14 protein-coding genes are annotated in these 17,289 nt (G+C 72.0%); 8 read left to right on the top strand and 6 right to left on the bottom strand.

The window, feature by feature from the left end; translation table 11 throughout:
• Positions 1 to 62: 62 nt before the first annotated feature.
• A complete protein-coding gene (locus AC3EN4_RS27325) occupies positions 63 to 1,076 on the bottom strand; it encodes a LacI family DNA-binding transcriptional regulator (protein WP_435208928.1) in 1,014 nt (337 codons plus the stop codon).
• A gap of 213 nt (positions 1,077 to 1,289) precedes the next feature.
• Here AC3EN4_RS27325 and AC3EN4_RS27320 point away from each other — a divergent pair, with 213 nt between their 5' ends.
• On the top strand, positions 1,290 to 1,739 hold the full coding sequence (locus tag AC3EN4_RS27320; protein WP_435208926.1) for an iron chaperone: 450 nt from the start codon (positions 1,290 to 1,292) through the stop codon (positions 1,737 to 1,739).
• Positions 1,740 to 1,784: 45 nt separating this feature from the next.
• Complete coding sequence (locus AC3EN4_RS27315) at positions 1,785 to 2,102, top strand: hypothetical protein (RefSeq protein WP_435208924.1); 318 nt, start codon at positions 1,785 to 1,787, stop codon at positions 2,100 to 2,102.
• Between the two features lie 75 nt (positions 2,103 to 2,177).
• On the opposite strand, the gene AC3EN4_RS27310 is transcribed toward AC3EN4_RS27315, so the two are convergent.
• Positions 2,178 to 5,021 carry a glycosyl hydrolase family 95 catalytic domain-containing protein gene (locus AC3EN4_RS27310; protein ID WP_435208922.1) on the bottom strand — a complete coding sequence of 948 codons (2,844 nt, stop codon included), beginning with the start codon at positions 5,019 to 5,021 and terminating at the stop codon, positions 2,178 to 2,180.
• A gap of 461 nt (positions 5,022 to 5,482) precedes the next feature.
• On the opposite strand from AC3EN4_RS27310, the gene AC3EN4_RS27305 reads away from it, so the two are divergent.
• The 4 genes from AC3EN4_RS27305 to AC3EN4_RS27290 all read left to right on the top strand — a co-directional run bounded on the left by AC3EN4_RS27305 (position 5,483) and on the right by AC3EN4_RS27290 (position 9,819).
• Positions 5,483 to 7,057, top strand: coding sequence for a glycoside hydrolase family 43 protein (locus tag AC3EN4_RS27305; RefSeq protein WP_435208920.1), 1,575 nt, complete (start codon positions 5,483 to 5,485; stop codon positions 7,055 to 7,057).
• 31 nt (positions 7,058 to 7,088) lie between these two features.
• Complete coding sequence (locus AC3EN4_RS27300) at positions 7,089 to 8,129, top strand: LacI family DNA-binding transcriptional regulator (protein WP_435208918.1); 1,041 nt, start codon at positions 7,089 to 7,091, stop codon at positions 8,127 to 8,129.
• A gap of 128 nt (positions 8,130 to 8,257) precedes the next feature.
• Positions 8,258 to 8,665 (top strand): YciI family protein, encoded by a 408-nt coding sequence (locus AC3EN4_RS27295; RefSeq protein WP_435208917.1) that lies wholly within the window; start codon positions 8,258 to 8,260, stop codon positions 8,663 to 8,665.
• A gap of 8 nt (positions 8,666 to 8,673) precedes the next feature.
• A complete protein-coding gene (locus AC3EN4_RS27290; protein ID WP_435209001.1) occupies positions 8,674 to 9,819 on the top strand; it encodes an RNA polymerase sigma factor in 1,146 nt (381 codons plus the stop codon).
• A gap of 10 nt (positions 9,820 to 9,829) precedes the next feature.
• Here the strand turns inward: AC3EN4_RS27290 and AC3EN4_RS27285 are convergent, their stop codons facing one another.
• Both AC3EN4_RS27285 and AC3EN4_RS27280 read right to left on the bottom strand, forming a co-directional pair.
• Positions 9,830 to 10,510: a DUF6891 domain-containing protein gene (locus AC3EN4_RS27285; RefSeq protein ID WP_435208915.1), complete on the bottom strand. Its 681-nt coding sequence runs from the start codon at positions 10,508 to 10,510 to the stop codon at positions 9,830 to 9,832.
• Positions 10,511 to 10,607: 97 nt separating this feature from the next.
• Positions 10,608 to 11,498 (bottom strand): SGNH/GDSL hydrolase family protein, encoded by an 891-nt coding sequence (locus tag AC3EN4_RS27280; protein ID WP_435208913.1) that lies wholly within the window; start codon positions 11,496 to 11,498, stop codon positions 10,608 to 10,610.
• A gap of 205 nt (positions 11,499 to 11,703) precedes the next feature.
• Here AC3EN4_RS27280 and AC3EN4_RS27275 point away from each other — a divergent pair, with 205 nt between their 5' ends.
• Positions 11,704 to 12,417, top strand: a complete 714-nt coding sequence (locus tag AC3EN4_RS27275) for a hypothetical protein (protein ID WP_435208911.1) — start codon at positions 11,704 to 11,706, stop codon at positions 12,415 to 12,417.
• A 7-nt stretch (positions 12,418 to 12,424) separates the two neighbouring features.
• Here AC3EN4_RS27275 and AC3EN4_RS27270 read toward each other — a convergent pair whose 3' ends face one another.
• Positions 12,425 to 13,261, bottom strand: a complete 837-nt coding sequence (locus AC3EN4_RS27270; protein ID WP_435208909.1) for an alpha/beta fold hydrolase — start codon at positions 13,259 to 13,261, stop codon at positions 12,425 to 12,427.
• A gap of 414 nt (positions 13,262 to 13,675) precedes the next feature.
• On the opposite strand from AC3EN4_RS27270, the gene rph reads away from it, so the two are divergent.
• Positions 13,676 to 16,297: a rifamycin-inactivating phosphotransferase gene (gene rph, locus AC3EN4_RS27265; protein ID WP_435208907.1), complete on the top strand. Its 2,622-nt coding sequence runs from the start codon at positions 13,676 to 13,678 to the stop codon at positions 16,295 to 16,297.
• On the opposite strand, the gene AC3EN4_RS27260 is transcribed toward rph, so the two are convergent.
• On the bottom strand, positions 16,288 to 17,229 hold the full coding sequence (locus AC3EN4_RS27260) for a hypothetical protein (protein ID WP_435208906.1): 942 nt from the start codon (positions 17,227 to 17,229) through the stop codon (positions 16,288 to 16,290). The genes rph and AC3EN4_RS27260 overlap by 10 nt on opposite strands.
• Positions 17,230 to 17,289 lie beyond the last annotated feature (60 nt).

The raw sequence follows: 17,289 nt of genomic DNA, 5'->3' as shown, positions 1-17,289 counted from the left end.
CGCGGCTGCGTGGCCGATGTGGTCGGCGGCGTGGTCGCGCGCGGCCGGCGCAGCGGTCCGGGTCAGCGGACCCGGACCGGTCCGGTGCTGGATCGCAGCGAGATGGGTGGGCTGTAGAGGCGGTGCCGCGGCAGGCTGCCGGGGGCCGCGATGATCTCCAGCAGCAGCGACACCGCCTCCGCGCCCATCTCCCGCATGGGTACGTCCGCGGCCGTCAGAGGCGGCCGGAAGTCCTCCGCCCAGTGCTGGGCGGCGACGCCGGTGACGGAGAAGTCCGCCGGCACGGCCAGCCCGGCGGCGGTCAGCGCGCGCTGCATCCCGGGCAGCGCCGCCTCGTTGATGGTGGCCACCGCCGTGATCTCCGGATGGGTGACGAGCAACTGCTCCACGCAGGCCTCGCCGGAGGCGGTGTCGTCGCCGCAGCAGACGTCGGTGCCGACGAGGCCCCGCTCGGCCACCGCCGCCTGGAAGCCGGCCAGGGCGCGGTGACTGGGGCCGTAACCCGCCGCCACCAGTTCGGCGGAGCGGTTGACCAGCGCGACGTGCCGGTGCCCCAGGTCGGCCAGGTGGTGCACGCAGCGGGCGATCAACCCGGCGTAGTCGATGTCGACCCAGCTCATGGCGTGCGCCTCGGCCGTGCGGCCGATGGTGACGAACGGCAGACCGGTACGGGCCAGCCGGGTCACCCGGTCGTCCTCCAACCGGATCTCCATCAGCACGACCCCGTCGACCCGACGCCCGGTGACGATCCGCTCGAACGAACGGTCGTGGTCACCCCCGGACGGGGAGAGCAGCACGTCGAGGTCGTGTCGGGCGGCGGCCTCGACGACGCTGGCGACGAAGCCCAACTGCATGTCGGTCAACCGTTGGCTGGCCGGTGGGATCACCAGCCCGAGGGTGCGGGTACGCCCCTCCTTGAGCGCGCGGGCGCTGGCGTTCGGTCGGTAGTCCAGCTCGTCGATGACCGCCTGGATCCGCTGCCGGGTCGCCTCCGACACCGTCCGCTTGCCGCTGAGCACGTACGACACCGTGCTGCGAGACACCCCCGCCCGTCGGGCGATCTCCCCGATGTTCATCCGCCGCCCTCGAATCGATCCCTGCCCCGCCGGGGACGCGCCTTGATCCGGGTTCGAGCATAAGCGCTCCTCGAACCGGCCCGGACGTCCCGCCCGGCGCACCCGGCCCCGAGCCGGTCAGGAATCAAGAAGCTCGTACGCGCCGTCCGGGCCTAGCCTTTTCGCAGGTGGCCGGCAGCACGCCGGACCACGACGAGCGAGAGGGAGCCTGACATGTCCGCGAAGTCCTCCACGACCGGTTCCGACGGCTTCAGCGCCGAGGAGCGCGCCGCGATGAAGGAGCGTGCGGCCGAACTGCGCGCCGAGGGCAAGAAGGGCGCCAAGAAGGCCGACGGGTTGCAGGCGGTCCTCGACCGGATCGCACAGATGGCGCCGGACGACCGGGCGCTCGCCGAGCGGGTGCACATGGCGGTCACCACGGCCGCGCCCGAGCTGTCGCCGAAGACGTGGTACGGGATGCCCGCGTACGCGAACGCCGCCGACAAGATCGTCGTCTTCTTCCAGGACTCCGGGAAGTTCAACTACCGGTACTCGACGCTGGGCTTCCAGGACCCGGCCAACCTCGACGACGGTGACCTCTGGCCGGTGGCGTACGCGCTGCGCGCGTGGAGCCCCGAGGTCGAGAAGCGGGTCGTCGAGCTGGTACGCGCGGCGGTCTCCTGAGCCGCGGCTCTGGTGCCCCTTGCGCGCGACGGCGATGATCGCCAGGTGTCGTTCTGGGAGTTCGTCACGGACGTCGGCGTACCGCTGCTCCTCGTCGGCGGCGCCGCGGTCATCGCGGTCGGCGCGTTCACCGACCCGCCCGAGGAGTTCTCCTGGCCGCGCGGCTGGGACTGGGCGTGGGTCGTCGGGGTGTGGTTCATGGCGAGCGGCGAGGCGGCGTTCGGCACCGACCGACCGTGGTGGGAGCGCGCCTGGAAGGGCGCCGCGGCCCTGCTCCTCGCGGTGGCCTGCCTCGTCGCCGTCTGGCGACGGTGGCGATGGCGCAGGCGGGCCCGAGGCGCGGACGGTGGCGCGGCGGGGTAGGCGGCGAGTGGGCGGCACGCCCCGGCCCGCCGCCGACGACGCGCAGCCGGCGGCGGCGGGCGGGAACGAGCCGGGTCAGGTGGTCGTGCAGGTGATGTCGGTCGGCGGGTTGTTGGTTCCCGTCGCGGAGGCGAGGAAGCCGAAGGTGGTGGAGCCACCGGCCGGCAACGACCCGTTGTAGTCGACGTTCGTCACCCGCACGCTGGCACCGCTCTGGGTGTGCGTGCCGCCCCAGATCTGGGTGATCGCCTGCCCGTTGGGGAACGTCCAGGAGACCGTCCAGCCCCGGATCGCCGTCGTGCCGGCGGTCACCGTGACCGATCCCTGGAAACCACCCGACCACGCGTTCGTCACCGTGTACGTGGCCCGCGCGCCGGACGGCGAGGGGGTGCTCGACACGGTCGGCGTCGGGATCGGGCTCGGCGTGTCGGTCGGACTCGGTGTGGGCGAGACGGTGGGCGAGGGCGTGGGGCTAAGCGTCGGTGACGGTGTCACACCGGGCCGCGCCGCCCGGTACGTGTGACCGGCGCGGACCGCGAGTTGGACGACGTCCGTCTCGGGTCGGGTGGTGCTGGGCGTACTGCCGTCGGTCACGTCGACGAGGGTGAACGACCCGGTGAAGAGGCGGGCGCGCAGGCGTACCGTGCCGTCCCGGTCGGCGCGGACGCTGATCTCGTCGGCCTGCCCACTGGTCCAGGCCACGCCGACGGTGTACCCGCCCCGCCCGCGCAGGCCCGCCACCTGGCCGGTGGGCCAGGCGCTCGGCAACGCGGGGAGCACGTGCAGCTCGCCGTTGTGGCTGTGCAGCACCATCTCGGCGATGCCGGAGGTGGCACCGAAGTTGCCGTCGATCTGGAACGGTGGGTGCAGGTCGAACATGTTCGGCGCGAGCCGGTCGGTGCGTACCAGGTCCTTCAGGAGCTTGTGGGCGCGGGCGCCGTCCTCCAGGCGGGCCCAATAGTTGATCTTCCAGGCGAGCGACCAGCCGGTCCCGTCGTCGCCGCGCAGTTCCAGCGTCCGGCGGGCGGCCTCGTAGAGCTGCGGCGTGCCGCGCTTGGTGATCTGGTTGCTGGGATGCAGACCGTACAGGTGGGAGACGTGCCGGTGGTTCCGCTCGGTCTCCACCCAGTCGGCGAGCCACTCCTGCACGTTGCCCCGGGAGCCGACCTTCATCGGCGCGAGCCGGTCCCGCGCCGTCCGCACCTGGGAGCGGAACGTGGTGTCCACACCCAGCACCTCGCTGGCCCGGGCCACGGCGTCGAACAGGTCCCGCAGGATCTGGTTGTCCATAGTGGGGCCGGCGCAGACGCTGGCGTTCGAGTGGTGCGGCAGCTCCGGCGAGTTCGACGGGTTGGTGACCAGGTAACCGAGCGTCGGGTGGGCGACCAGGGTGTCCAGGAAGAACTGGGCGGCGCCCTTGAGCGCCGGATAGTTGGCCGCCAGGAAACCGGCGTCGCCGGTGAACAGGTAGTGCTCCCAGATCAGGGTGGCCAGCCAGGCGCCGCCGGTCTGCCACATGCCCCACAGCGCCCCGTCGACGACCGAGGCGCCCCGCCACGCGTCGGTGTTGTGGTGGGTGACCCAGCCACCCGCGCCGTACTGCGCCTGGGCGACGCGCGCCCCGGTGGCCGTCAGGTCCTTGATCATGTCGAAGACCGGCAGGAAACACTCGGCCAGGTTCGTGGTGTCGGCGGGCCAGTAGTTCATCGGCAGGTTGGCGTTGATCGTGTACTTCGAGTCCCACGGCGGCGTCATCGAGTCGTTCCAGATGCCCTGCAGGTTCGCCGGTTGGGTGCCCGGACGCGAGGAGGAGATCAGCAGGTACCGGCCGAACTGGAACAGCAGGGCCGAGAACTGCGGATCGTTGGTACTCGCGTGCTGGGCGATCCGCACGTCGGTCGGCTGGTCGGCCGCGGCCGTCCGCCCGAGGTCGATGGTCACCCGGTTGAACAACGCCTGGTAGTCGGCGAGCTGGCGGCTGCGCAGCTGGTCGTAGCTCGCCCCGCGGGCGGCGCTGAGCCTGCTCCGCGCGATGCCCTGGTAGTCGCCGTTGACCGTGCGGTAGTTGACGTAACTGGACCCGATCGAGATCAGCACGGTCACGCTCGTGGCCCCGGAGACGCGCAGGGTGCCGCCCGAGCTGCTGACCGTCCCGCCCGTCGCGGTGGCGGAGGCCAGCGCGAGGAACCGCACCGACCCGTTGACGCCCTCCATCGCCCCGGAGATGCCGTCGGCCGCGATGGTGGCGGCGTCGGGGCTCGACATCGTCGTGCGTTGTGGGCTGTCGAAGGTGGCGGTGAACGTGATCGAGTTGGCGCGGTCGGCGGTCAACCGGAGCACGATCACCGCGTCGGGCGCGCTGGCGAACACCTCGCGCTGGTACCGGACGCCGTTGAGCACGTACGTGGTGGTCACCGTTGCCGTGGTCAGGTCGAGCGTCCGGTTGTACTGCGAGGCGCCGCTGGCCGAGCCGAAGGCGAGACGGAGGTTGCCCACCGGCTGGTAGGCGAGCTGGCCGCCCGGGTTCCCCATCATGGTCTGGTTGATCAGGTCCTGCGCCGACGTCCACTGGTCGGCGAAGACCCGACGCCGGATCTCGGCCAGGTTGGCCGCGCCCCGGGTGTTGGCGGAGTCGTACGGGCCGCCCGCCCAGACGGTGTCCTCGTTGAGTTGGAGCCGTTCGGTGTCGACGTTGCCGAACACCATGGCGCCGAGACGCCCGTTGCCGATCGGCAGCGCGCGGAGCCAGTCGGTGCCCGCCGGCTCGTCGTACCAGAGAGCCATGTCGTTGGCGGCGAGCACCTGCGATGGCGCGACCGAGCCGGCGCGGGCGACGGCGGACCACGCGACCGGTAGCAGCGCGGCGCCGGCGCCGGCGGCACCGGCGCGCAGCACGTTTCTTCGGGTCACTTCGGACATGGTCTCTCCAATCTGCGCAGGCCAGATGCCTCACGCAGGTGGGGACGGCGCCGCTGGAGGCACCGCCGGAATTGGCGCTATGGCGGGACGTGCCTCCGGCCGGATTGCCGATCGGGTCCTGGCGGGGACGGTCGGCGGCGGCCGGGCACGCGGGGTGGGGCGATGGCTGTTAGCGCTAACAGGTGCGGCCCGCTCGCACCGTTGGGCAACGTTCACAGCCGAGGCCCGGCGCACCGGGCTCCCGGCGGCGCGCCATGCATCCTTCATAGACCTTCGTAGATGGCGACGCTGTGCGTCAATAGGTGTCGGTCATGTTTCGGATCGGTACGCAGAGGCATGCCCACGGCGCGCCGCCCGGACACCTTGCCATCGACGCGGCTCGTTCGTAGCATCCAGGGGCACGAGATGTTATCGCGAACAAACCACGACATCTTGGCGTCGACCGCCCGGAGGTGGCAGCCGTGTCCCCAGGCTCGTCGGCCGAGACGGGCTACCGCAACCCGGTCGTACCCGGCTTCTACCCCGACCCGAGCGTCTGCCGGGTCGGCGAGGACTACTACCTCGTCTGCTCAAGCTTCGAGTACTTCCCCGGGGTGCCGCTCCTGCACAGCCGGGACCTGGTCCACTGGCGACAGATCGGTAACGTCCTCGACCGTGCCAGCCAGTTGGAGATCCCGCCCGACGCCGACGCGTCCGGAGGCATCTTCGCGCCGACCATCCGCCACCACGACGGCCGCTTCTGGGTGATCACCACAAACGTCAGCCTCGGCCGACATCTCATCGTCACCGCGGCGGACCCCACCGGCCCGTGGTCGGACCCGGTCTACCTCGACCTGCCGCACGTCGACCCGTCCCTGGCCTGGGACGATGACGGCACCTGCTGGCTGACGACCTCGGGGGTGGACGCCTACCGGATCGACCCGGACACGGGTCAGGTGTGGGAGGGTCCGATCGGGCTCTGGTCCGGCACCGGAGGGCAGTACCCGGAGTCGCCACACCTGTACCGGATCGACGAATGGTGGTACCTGCTGCTTTCCGAGGGCGGCACGCACACCGGTCACGCCGTCTCGGTCGCCCGGTCCCGCAGCCCTCGGGGGCCGTTCGAGCCCGCGCCCAGCAACCCGATCCTCACCCACCGGAGCACCAACCTCCCCGTCCAGGCGACCGGGCACGCCGACCTGGTGCAGGCCACGGACGGCAGTTGGTGGATGGTCCTGCTGGGGATCCGCCCGAAGGGCCAGTGGCCGCCCTTCCACGTGCTCGGGCGCGAGACGTTCCTCGTGCCGGTCCGCTGGGTCGACGGCTGGCCCGTGGTCGACCCCGTCCGAGAGGTCACCGCCGCACCCCTCGGCAGCCCGCCGGCCCTGGCCGCCCCACCCGAGCCGGGCGCGCACCGCGACGACTTCGACACGACCAGCCTCGCGCCCGGGTGGGTCTCGCCCCGCTCCCGTCCCGACGCGGCCTGGTCGTTGACCGAACGGCCCGGATGGCTCACCCTGCGCGCCACCGGTGCGACACTGGACCGCGCCGGCGCGACGATCGTGGCGGCCCGCCAACGCCACCATGACTGCCGCGCCAGCGTGCGGGTCGATCCGGGCGGCGGCACGGCCGGACTCACCCTGCGCATCGACGAGGCGCACCACTACGACCTCGAGGTCCAGGACGGCGTCGTCCGCGTGCTCGGCCGGGTGGGACCGTTCCGGCAGGTCTTCGCGACCCTCGACGTACCCCGTGGTCCGCTCATCCTGACGATCACCACCCGGACCCACGATCTCTACCCGCCGACCGTGACGTCCGCCGCCGGCCTCGCCGCCACCGGCGAACCCTTCGGGGTACGCGCCGCCACCAGCGACATGATCGCGTTCGAGGTGGAGAGCACCGAGGGTCGGGTGTTGCTGGCCGAACTCGACGGACGGTACCTCTCCACCGAGGTCGCAGGCGGCTTCACCGGCCGGGTCATCGGCATGTACGTGACCGACGGCGTCGCGGCCTTCGACTGGTTCGACTACCGGCCGGTGGCGCGTCCGCCCGGCTGAACGACAGGTGCCGCGACCGTAGACTCGCCGTGTGAGCGACGAGAGCCGGCGGCGCCGCCCCCGCAAGCCACTGAGGGGTGACCTGCCCGTCGCCACGATCGCCGAGCTCGCCGGCGTCTCCCCGCCCACGGTGTCCAAGGTCCTCAACGGCCGCGCCGGGGTGGGTGAGCAGACCCGGCAGCGGGTGGAGGCGCTGCTGCGCGACCACGGCTACCGCCGTCCGGAGGACGCCGTGCGTACCCGCTGCGTCGAGGTGCTCTTCCACCACATGCTGCCCTCGATCGCGCTGGAGATCCTGCGCGGCATCCAGGAGGTCGCCGACGCGCGGGACTGCACCGTCGGGTTCGTCGACCTCCGGCACCGCGTGACGTCCGGACTGCCCTGGATGGAGCCCCTGCTGCTGCGGCATCCGACCGCCGTCATCGCGGTCTGCTCGCTCGTCACCGCCGAGCACGGCCGACAGTTGGCCGCCATGGGCATACCGCTTGTCGCCATCGACCCGGGCGGCGAACTCTTCCCCACCCCGGCCGTCGGGTCGAACAACTGGAGCGGCGCCCTCGCCGCCACCCGACACCTTCTCGACCTCGGCCACCGGCGGATCGGGGTGCTCACCGGTCCGGTGCAGGACCTCGCGGCGCGGGCCCGCCTGGACGGGTTCCGGGCCGCGCTGGACCATGCCGGCATCGGATTCGACGACAGCCTCGAACGGCAGGGGGTCTTCAGCTTCGTGTCCGGCCGTGACCTCGGCCGGGAGTTGCTGACCCTGCCCGAACCACCCACCGCCGTCGTCTGCGGCAACGACCTGCAGGCGCTCGGCGTGTACGCGGCGGCCCACGACGTCGGCCGGCGGATTCCCGACGACCTGAGCGTCGTCGGGTTCGACGACGTGGACCAGGCGACCTGGACGTCGCCGCCCCTGACCACGGTGCGACAACCGTTCACCGAGATCGGGGCCACCGCCGCCCGCCTCGCGTTGACGCTGGCCGACGGCCACGCCCTGCCCCAGGAGCGGTACGAACTCAGCACCGCACTCGTCGTCCGGGGCAGCACCGGTCCGCCGGGCCACCGGTAGCCGCGCCGGACGGCGTGCCGCGCGGCCGGCAAAGTTTTTTCGGCGACCATGTCGAGAAACCACGCCCGGCGTCGTCCCCGGGGTGAACGCGACCAGAACGGGTCGCGCCAGCGAGGAGGAGCACGACGATGGCCAAGTACCTGCTGCTGAAGCACTACCGCGGCGCTCCGGCCGCGGTGAACGACGTGCCGATGGACCGGTGGACGCCGGAGGAGATCTCCGCGCACATCCAGTACATGCACGACTTCGCCGGCCGGCTGGAGAAGAGTGGCGAGTTCGTCGACGGTCAGGCGCTCGCCCCCGAGGGTGCCTGGGTCCGCTACGACGGGGAGGGACGCCCGCCGGTCACCGACGGCCCGTTCGCCGAGACCAAGGACCTCATCGCCGGCTGGATGGTGATCGACGTCGACAGTTACGAGCGCGCCGTCGAGCTGGCGGGCGAGCTGTCGGCCGCTCCGGGAGCGGGTGGCAAGCCGATCCACGAGTGGCTCGAGGTGCGCCCGTTCCTCACCGAGCCGCCCACCATCACGGAGTGACGTCCGCGATGGACCAGGCACTGCTCCGCAGCCTCACGCCGAGCGTGCTCGCCGTTCTCGTCCGCCGCGGAGCCGACTTCGCGGCGGCCGAGGACGCCGTACAGGACGCGCTGGTGGAGGCGGTTCGCGTGTGGCCGGCCGATCCGCCGCGCGACCCGAAGGGCTGGCTGATCACCGTGGCCTGGCGGCGGTTCCTCGACACCGTCCGCGCGGACGCCGCCCGCCGGCGTCGGGAGGACGTCGTCGATGCCGAGCCGACGCCCGGGCCCACGAGCGCGGTGGACGACACCCTCGCGCTCTACTTCCTCTGCGCCCATCCGTCGCTGACGCCGTCGTCGGCCGTCGCGCTCACGTTGCGCGCCGTGGGCGGGCTGACCACCCGGCAGATCGCGCACGCCTACCTGGTGCCCGAGGCGACCATGGCGCAGCGCATCAGCCGGGCGAAACGTACGGTCGCCTCCGTACGGTTCGACGAGCCCGGCGACGTCACCACCGTGCTGCGCGTGCTCTACCTGGTCTTCAACGAGGGGTACACCGGTGACGTCGACCTCGCCGCCGAGGCCATCCGGCTCACCCGGCAGCTCGCGGCCGCGATCGACCACCCCGAGGTGGCGGGACTGCTCGCCCTCATGCTGCTGCACCACGCCCGCCGGGCCAGCCGGACCGCGCCCGACGGCAGCCTGGTACCGCTCGCGGAACAGGACCGCAGCCGGTGGGACACGACCGCCATCGCCGAGGGCATCGGCATCCTCCAGGCGGCCCTCGCCCGCGACCGGCTCGGCGAGTTCCAGGCGCAGGCCGCCATCGCGGCCCTGCACGCCGACGCGCCCACCGCCGAGGAGACCGACTGGGTGCAGATCGTCGAGTGGTACGACGAGCTCGCGCGGCTGACCGACAGCCCCGTCGTCCGGCTCAACCGCGCCGTGGCGGTCGGCGCGGCCGACGGGGCCCGGGCCGGGCTGGCCGCCCTCGCGGGGCTCGACGACTCGTTGCCGCGGTACCTGGCGGTGGCGGCGTACCTGCACGAGCGCGACGGCGACCCGGCGACGGCGGCACGGCTCTACGCCGAGGCGGCCCACAAGGCCACCAACCTCGCCGAGCGGGACCACCTGACCCGACAGGCCGCGCGCCTGAACGACCACCGGCGGCGCTGAGCGACCCGACTCAGACGCTCGGCAGGGGGGCGTACCACTGCGCGCCGGTCACCCGGACCCGCTGCGACTGCTTGCGGTTCCACTCCACCCGCATGCCGTGCCGACGCAGCACCGGGAAGGCGACCTCGTCCAGCAGGCGTTCCAGGTCGGCCTGGTAACGGGCCTGCTGCTCGGCCTCCGGCAGGGCCGAGTAGGCGTCCTCGTCGAAATCCGCCGGCGGGTAGACGCCGTAGCCGAGGTAGACCTCGCCGTCCTCGCTGGCCAGCAGCGACTCGGTGTCCTGCTGGTGGTACCACAGGTAGCCCTGCCAGTGCCGGGAGTCGTCGCGTTCGTCGTGGATCTCGGCGGACGCGCAGGTGCCGCAGCAGCTGAAGTTCTCCCGGGCCACCACGCCGACCTCGGTCAGCTCGGCGAACGCCCGGGTCAGGTTGCTGCGCACCTCGCCCCAACGCTGCTGCTGCTCGCGTCGGGTGGTCAGCGCGCTCTCGTACGCCGACCGGAGGTCGTCGTCGGTGGCGCCGTGTCGGTCGTCGTCGCCGTCGAGGTAGTCCAGGAAGTCGTCGGGGTCGTCGTACCCGCGGACGACCCAGTCCCAGATCTCGGCTTCGATCTCGGCGCGACCCGGCTCGGCGACCCGCTCGGTCAGGAAGCGCACGCCCTCGGGGCGGTCGTTGTACGTCCATCCATCCACGGCGCGGATCCTGGCACGGACCTCCGACAGTCCCCGGCGGGACGGGACGGCCCGGCCCCGCCGTGGTACGGCGGGGCCGGCCCGGGGTCGCGCCCGGTCAGCTCAGGGTGGCCAGCAGCGCGGTGCTCATGCCCTGCTCACCACGGGCGTTGGGGTGGAAGGGCGCGGCGGAGTTCTGCGGCACCAGACCCTCGATCCAGCGGGTGCCGCTGCTCTTGCACGCGTCCCGACCGATCGACGGCGTGTAGACGTCGGCGTAGGTGGCGCCGTTCGCGCCGGCGGCGTTGGCCAGCATGGTGTTCAGCGACTTCTCGATGCCGCGCAGGTAGGGCACGTCCTGGTAGGCGATCGGCACCACCGGCCAGCAGCCGTACCCGGTGTCGGGCAGGATCGCCGGGTACCCGAGCACCACGATCCGCGCGCTGGGCGCGGCCCGGCGGATCGCCTGGAGCACGGTCGTCACCTTCGGCACCGTGGCCGCGATCCGGGCCTGCAACTGGTCGGTGCCGCCGGCCGTGTAGCGGTTCTTGCACGGCGAGCCGAGGGGACTGCTGAGGCTCGCCTCCGCGCACTCGCTGATGATGCCGGAGAAGCCGATGTCGTTGCCGCCGATCTGCACCGTCACCAGCGCGGTGCTCGACGTGACCGCGTTGAGCTGCGGGGGCAGGTTGATGCCCAATTGACCGCTGCCGCCGTAGAGGATGTCGTCGGTGGTGGCCCCGGAGCAGCTCACGTCGGCGAACGACGTCGAGCCGGCGGACGCGGCCACCAGTGAGGGGTAGTTGCGGTTCGACCGTAGACAGTTGAGGTCCACCTGGGTCGGGATCAGGGGACCTGCGGTGTACGAGTCGCCCAGCGCGACGTAGCGGCCGGAGGGGACGGCGGCGCTGGCGGGTGTGGTGACGGCGAGCAGGACACCGACGGTGGCCGTGGCGAGTGCGGCCAGTCGGGCGGTTGCCCGCAGGAGCGGCAGGCGGGGACGGGGCATGACGCCTCCCAAGGGAGATCGCGGCGAGGGTGGTGGTGCCGAGATCCTGTCCCTGAACGAAGGTTAACGTCAATATAGATGGCCCTCACTAAATGACACCCTGGAATGTGGATTGCGCCGTTACCGCAGACCCCTGCGGCACGCGATGATCCGCCGGCGCATAGCATGGCGTCAGTTCGGGACGGCTCTGCTGAAACGAGGCGACATGCGTTGGCTCCAGCGGCTGCTGGGCGGCGGGCGGATCCAGCTCGACCCGGAACGGCAGCAGGCGTTGCTGCGCGATCTCCAGCACGGGTACGGCCCGCAGGCGCGGACCCCGTTCCCCGCGCAGGTCGAGGCGGCGACCGGGATGCTGGGCGGGGACGACGGCCTGGTGGTCGCGGCCCGGGTCCTGCACCAGGTCGCCGACGAGGCACACCTGGATCTTCGGGCGCAGGCCGAGGCCATTCACCGCCGCACGGGCCGGCGGCTCCTCGTGAACCGGCGCAACTACCGGCAACTCTGGTCGGAGGCCGGCCCCGGACTGCGCTGGCCGCTGTTCGCCCTGCCCTGCGGTTTCCACCCGTACGCGCAGGTGGCCGCCGCCGTCGCGGTGGTCGGCGGTCGGGCGGCCCGGCTCGATCGGGTAACCGATCCGGTGCCGCTGGTGACCCACGTGTTCGAGGTGCTCGACCTCACCACCGCCGGCTGGGAGTACGGCCGGGTGCCGGTGGACACCGACGCGGCGGCCCTGGTCGATCGACTGATCGCCAGCGCCGCGCAGATCCTCGCGGCCATGGACGATCCGCCGCGACTGCCGCCGCCGGTCCGCGCGCTGATGCGCCGCAACAACAGCCTGGACGTCCACGATCCGTGGGCCGGGCGTCCGGTGGGACGGATCAACCTGGGTGCGCGGATGCGGGAGCAACTGCTGGCCTGACCGCCGATCAGGCGCGGGCGTGCGCGCGCAGGAAGTCGAGCAACAGGGCCACCACCTCGTCGGGGTACTGCACGTGCGGGTAGTGACCCGCGCCCTCGACCATGTCGAGCCGGCCCAGCCCGGCGGGCAGCGCGGCCACGATCGCCGCGCCCTCGGCGCGCGGGTCGGCCCAGTCCGGGTCGAGCGTGCCCTCGACGATCAGGACCGGACAGCGAACGTTGCCGAGCTGCGCCCCGGCGTCGGACGGCGCCGACCGGCCCATCCCGCGCATCGCGGCCATCCGGCCGGGCTCGCGCAGCATGGCGTCGATCCGGACCGCGCGGGCGGACCAGTCGGCCGGCTTGCGGCCCGGGTAGGCGACGTCGAGGTAGCTGCGCCAGAGCCGGACGCTGCCGAACAGGCCGGTGCCGAGAAGTCGAGCCATGCCCCTGCGGTATCGGGCGACCCGCAGGTCAGCCAGCTTGACCGACTGCTTGCGGGTGAACGGGGCCAGTTCGACGATTCCGGTCACCAGCTCGGGCGACTGGGCGGCGGCGATGGTGGCGGCCCCACCGGAGATCGAGTGGCCGACCAGCACGGCCGGACCGCCGAGGTGGCGGATGACCGCGAGCAGGTCGCCCGCGATGTCGGTGCGGCTGTAGGAGGGCCATCGCGCGCTCGACTCGCCGCAACCCCGCAGGTCGACGGCGGCCACCCGGTAGCCGGCGGCCGCCAGGCGCGGCACCACGAAACGGTACGCCTCGCGGCTGTCACCCATGCCGTGGGCGAGCACGACGAGCGGGCCGGAGTCGCCGGTCACCTCGTACGCCAGGGTGCCACCGTCGACGTTCAGGTACTCGGTCATCGGACCCTCCAAGCTAATTGACTTAGCTGAAGGCTAATGCTATTAGCCGCACGCGTCAAAGTGACGTCCGCCGCAGCACGGATGGCGGTCGTTCGCCGAGAGGGTGGTCGCGTCCGGCAGTCGGTAGCAGCACCAGCACGGTGGGCTGCGGCAATGATCCGCTCGACGTCGGCGGTATCGCGCTGTGCGCGGCGGGTTGATACCCCGAGATCCGGGATTTCGCGGCCGGGAAAACGCCACCGGTAACCGCTCCCACTTTAACGTATATCGCGACCGGGGCCTTGCCGCAAGACCCCGGTGGTGACGCAGAATCGTCGGCCGGAGACGGGAACCACCGAAGAATCGGGGAAATTCGTGCGACGTGTTGGTGCAGGCGCTGGGGTTGGCGTGGACCGTCCGGGCCGAGGTGACGCGATGAGCGACCGGTACGTACGAGATCTCGACGAGGTAGACGAGACGCAGGTCGCGGTCGTCGGCGGCAAGGGCGCCCGGCTGGGGGCGCTGGCCCGGCTCGACGGCATCCGGGTACCGCCCGGCTTCTGTGTGACGACCGACGCCTACCGCCGGGTCGTGGCCGAGGCGCCCGCGATGGCGGACCACCTCGACCACCTGTCGCGCCTGACGTCCGAGGACCGGACCGCGGTCCGCGACCGCAGCGCGGCGATCCGCCGGCTGATCGAGGGTATCGTCCTGCCCGACGACCTGGTGACGGCGATCGACGAGGCGCTGCGCCGACACGGTGTGGACGCGGCCTACGCCGTCCGGTCCAGCGCGACCGCCGAGGATCTGGCGACGGCCTCCTTCGCCGGCCAGCAGGACACCTACCTGAACGTCCGCGGCACGGCCGCCGTCCGCGCGCAGATCAGCCGGTGCTGGGCCTCCCTCTTCACCGAGCGGGCCGTCACCTACCGGCAGCGCAACGGCATCGACCACCGGTCGGTCCACCTCGCCGTCGTCGTGCAGACGATGGTGTTCCCGCAGGCGGCCGGCGTGCTGTTCACGGCCGATCCGGTCACCTCCAACCGGAGGGTCGCCTCGGTGGAGGCCAGCTTCGGTCTCGGCGAGGCGCTGGTCTCCGGGCTCGTGAACCCGGACGCCTACCGGGTACGGGACGACGCGATCGTCGACCGGTCGATCGCCACCAAGCGGGTCACCGTCGACGCACTCCCGGGCGGCGGCACCGCCCGACAGGCGGTCCGCGCGGACCGGCAGGAGCAGCCGGCGCTCACGGACGACCAGGTCCTGCGCCTGGTACGGGTGGGACGGCGGATCGAGGCGGCCTTCGGCTGCCCGCAGGACATCGAGTGGTGCCTGGTCGACGACGACGTCCAGATCGTCCAGAGCCGGCCGATCACCACGCTGTTCCCCGTCCCGGCCGCCGCCGACGAGGAGAATCACGTCTACCTGTCGGTGGGGCACCAGCAGATGATGACCGACGCCATGAAACCGCTGGGGCTGTCCATGTGGCAGCTCACGGCGATGGCGCCGATGCACGAGGCCGGCGGGCGGCTCTTCGTCGACGCCACCCGGATCCTGGCGTCACCCGCGAGCCGGGCCGGCTTCCTCGAGATGGCGGGCAGGACCGATCCGTTGACCCGGGACGCGCTGGAGACGCTCCTCGCCCGCCCCGACTTCGTGCCGACGCTCACCCAGGACGCTCCGGCCGTCCCACGACTCGGCGGCGCGTCCAGCACGATCGAGAACGATCCGGCCGTGGTCACCGGGTTGATCGAGCGCAGCCGGGCCTCACTCGTCGCACTGCAAAACGACATCGCCACGGTGACCGGACCGGCGCTGTTCGACTTCCTGCCCAAGGCGTTCGAGGAGCACAAGCGGCTGCTCGCCGATCCGGTGAGCATGCAGGCGATCATGGCGGGGATGGAGGCCACCTGGTGGCTCAACGAGCGGCTGGCCGACTGGCTGGGTGAGAAGAACGCGGCCGACACCCTCACCCTGTCGGCCCCCGGCAACGTCACCTCGGAGATGGGCCTGGCGCTGCTCGACGTCGCGGACGCGATCCGCCCGTACCCCGAGGTGGTGGCCTTTCTGCGGGAGGTCGACGACGACGGCTTCCTCGACGGGTTGCCGGGGCTGCCGGGCGGCGTCGCGGCGCGCGACGCCATCCGGGACTATCTCGACCGGTACGGCATGCGCTGCGTCGGCGAGATCGACATCACCCGGCCGCGCTGGGCCGAACGCCCCAGCACGCTCGTACCCCTGATCCTCGACAACATCCGGCTCCACGAGGCGGGCGCCGCCCGACGGCGCTTCGCGCAGGGCCGCGCCGAGGCCGAGCGCAAACGTGCGGAGCTGCTGGAACGCCTGCGCGCCCTGCCGGACGGGGAGCGCAAGGCCGACGAGACCGCACGGATGATCGACCGGGTCCGCACCTTCATCGGGTACCGGGAGTATCCCAAGTACGCGATCATCAGCCGCTACTTCGTCTACAAGCAGGCCCTCATGCGGGAGGCGGATCGCCTCGTCCACGCCGGGGTGCTGCGCGATCGGGACGACATCTTCTACCTCACCTTCGCCGAGCTGCATGACGTCGTACGGACACACGTCGTCGACGACCGCCTCGTCCAGCGGCGCAGGGCGGCGTACCGGGCGCACCAGCAGCTCACCCCGCCCCGGGTGCTCACCTCCGAGGGAGAGTGCCTATCCGGGGCGTACCGACGTGACGACGTGCCGGCCGGCGCGCTTGTCGGTCTCGGCGTCTCCGGCGGGGTCGTCGAGGGTCGCGCCCGTGTCCTGCTCGACCTGGCCGAGGCCGACCTGGAACCGGGCGACATTCTGGTCACCTCGTACACCGACCCGAGCTGGTCGCCGCTGTTCGTGGCGGTCGCCGGACTGGTCACCGACGTGGGTGGCCTGATGACCCACGGCGCGGTCATCGCCCGCGAGTACGGCCTGCCCGCCGTCGTCGGCGTGCCGGACGCGACCAGGCTGATCCGTGACGGGCAGCGGATCCGCGTGCACGGCGTCGACGGGTACGTGGAGATCCTGGACGCGCCCGACGCCGGCGCTCAGTTGTAGGGCATGGTCGGGAACCAGCCGTAACCGAACATGGCGGGCACCCGGACGGTCCAGTAGACCAGGGTGAAGACGCCCAGCGCGAGCAGGAGCGAGCCGGTGACCGCGAGGGTGCGTGCCGGTCGCGCGGAGAGCCAGCGGATCAGCCCACCTCGGGTGACCAGGACGACGAGCGCGAACAGAGCGGCCACGATCGCGATGTTGCCCAGCGACTGCAACACGAAGGCGACGCTGCCGTACAACGGGTTGCCGTCGTCCGCGGCCCACTGGAAGAGCTTGTGGAACAGGGGGTACGGCCGGCCGATGAGGAAGGCGCCGACCAGCATGCCGAGCACGAAGACCCGGGTGAGGGGGCGACGCGCGAACGGGTCCGGCACCGTGCCGAGGGCGGCCAGACCGAGGTAGCTGAAGGCGAGGCCGATCAGGCCGAAGACCACAGTGGACTGCACCAGTCGTACGGGCATGCCGCCGGCGGTCGTCGCCGTCGAGAGCTGGGGCAGCGTGTCGCCGAGCAGGACACCGACGAATCCGTACGTGGCGGAGACGATGACCATGCCCGCCGCCAGCAGGCCCAGCGGCCGGAGCATGAAACGCAGCCCGGCCGCCGGGCTACCGCCGGCGCCGGCATGGGTCATCGGTCCGATCGACGCGGCCATGGCGATGTTGCAGGCCGTGAACGTACCCGCCAGACCCGAGACGAACGCGAACAGCAGGCCGGCCGCGGTCCCGCCGATCGCGGTCGCCTTCGCGTCGTGGCCCAGCAGGGTGTTGGCGACGTTGTCGCCGATCGTCTGGTCGACGAACTGGTACGACCACAGCAGGGAGAGCGCGACTCCGGCGAGCACACTGCCCACGATCAGCGGTGCCCGCCGGGCGGAGCGTGCCGGCGTGGCGGCGGGCGCGTCCCGCACGGCCGACGGTGGAGTGACAGTCATGACAGCCTTTCTGGGATCAGGTGCCCGGCCGGCCGTCCTCTCGCGGGCGGAGGGGACGGC

This window comes from Micromonospora sp. bgisy143 (assembly GCF_057708145.1).
Note: the sequence above shows the minus strand (reverse complement) of the source record. Positions and strands in the feature narration are given on the sequence as shown.